The sequence below is a fragment of the Sphingomonas sp. FUKUSWIS1 genome (assembly GCF_000733135.1).
Classification (GTDB): Bacteria; Pseudomonadota; Alphaproteobacteria; order Sphingomonadales; family Sphingomonadaceae; genus Sphingomonas; species Sphingomonas aerolata.
In genome coordinates, this window is record NZ_JPJC01000197.1 from 1 (window position 1) to 1,168 (window position 1,168).

Consider the following 1,168-nt stretch of genomic DNA (forward strand, 5'->3'; position numbering starts at 1 on the left):
CAGCCCCAGCCGCGCCAGCGCGCGCGTCGCGCCCAGCTCACCCGCCTCCTCCGCGATCGCGCGCAGCGTGACGAGGTCCGCCCCCCGCTCCGCCCCCTGCGCCATCAGCTGCGCCAGCACATGCCCATCCATCACACCCCCTCCTTCACATCGAGCATCGCGCGTTTCTCCGCATCGCTCAGGAACGTCGCCGCGCTGACCATCCCCCACAGCCGCTCGCGGTCCTCGACCAGCGCCGGCACCCGGTCGAGATCGACGCGCAGCGCCGCCCCCTCGAACCAGCCGCTCAATCCCTGCGCGATCCCCGTCAGCACGCTCGTCGCCAGCGGCAGGATCGCCAGCCGCCACAAGGCCCGATTGGCTTCGCGGTAATTGGCGTAGCTATTGTCCCCCGGCAGCCCGAGCAGCATCGGCGGCACCCCGAACGCCAGCGCGATCTCGCGCGCCGCCGCCGACCGCGTGCCGGCAAAGTCCATGTCCGCGGGCGTCAGGCTCAGCGCCTGCCATTTCAGCCCGCCCTCGAGCAGCATCGGCCGCCCCGCATTCCCGCTCCCCGCAAACGACGCCTCGAGCTCGGTCTTCAGCCGCGCGAACTGGTCCGCCGACAGCGCCGACCCGTCCCCCGGATCATAGACCAGCGCTCCTGAGGGCCGCGCCGCATTGTCGAGCAGCGCCGTGTTCCACCGCGCCGCCGCATTGTGGATCCCGACCGCAGCGGCGGCGGCGCCCAGGCACCCCAGTCCGTAATGATCGTCGACCGGATGAAACGCCTTCAGGTGGATCACCTGCGGCCGCACCGGATCCGCCGACAGCCACGTCACCCGCGCGCCGACCGCATAGCGATACGCCGCGGGCCACCCGCCCGCATCCGCCTCGACGCTCACCCGCTCGGGCCGCAGCGCGTACAGCTCGGCCGCGCCGCCATCGGCATCGCGCAGCACCTGGACATAGGCATTGCCGTGGAGCAGCAGCTGCGCCGCCACCGTCTCGATCAGCATCTGCCCCCCCGACCGCGCGGTGACGAGCGCGACCAGCGCCGGATCCGACCCGTCGAGCGGCGCCGACCCGACGCCTTCGACGACCAGCTTCACCGCCCGCTGCGCCACCGCATTCCCCAGATACGCCTCGCGCACCTGCGCCTCGTACCCCCGCGCCCCCGCGACACCGC

The 1,168-nt window shown here is 72.9% G+C and carries 2 protein-coding genes; both read right to left on the minus strand.

Going from position 1 to position 1,168, the window contains the following annotated elements; translation table 11 throughout:
* Positions 1–132, minus strand: a 132-nt coding sequence (locus sphsw_RS20810) for a DUF6127 family protein (protein WP_327195645.1), incomplete at its 3' end; no start/stop codon positions are given.
* A partial coding sequence (locus tag sphsw_RS12070) for a phage portal protein (protein WP_031440834.1) occupies positions 132–1,168 on the minus strand: 1,037 nt, incomplete at its 5' end. The genes sphsw_RS20810 and sphsw_RS12070, both read right to left, overlap by 1 nt.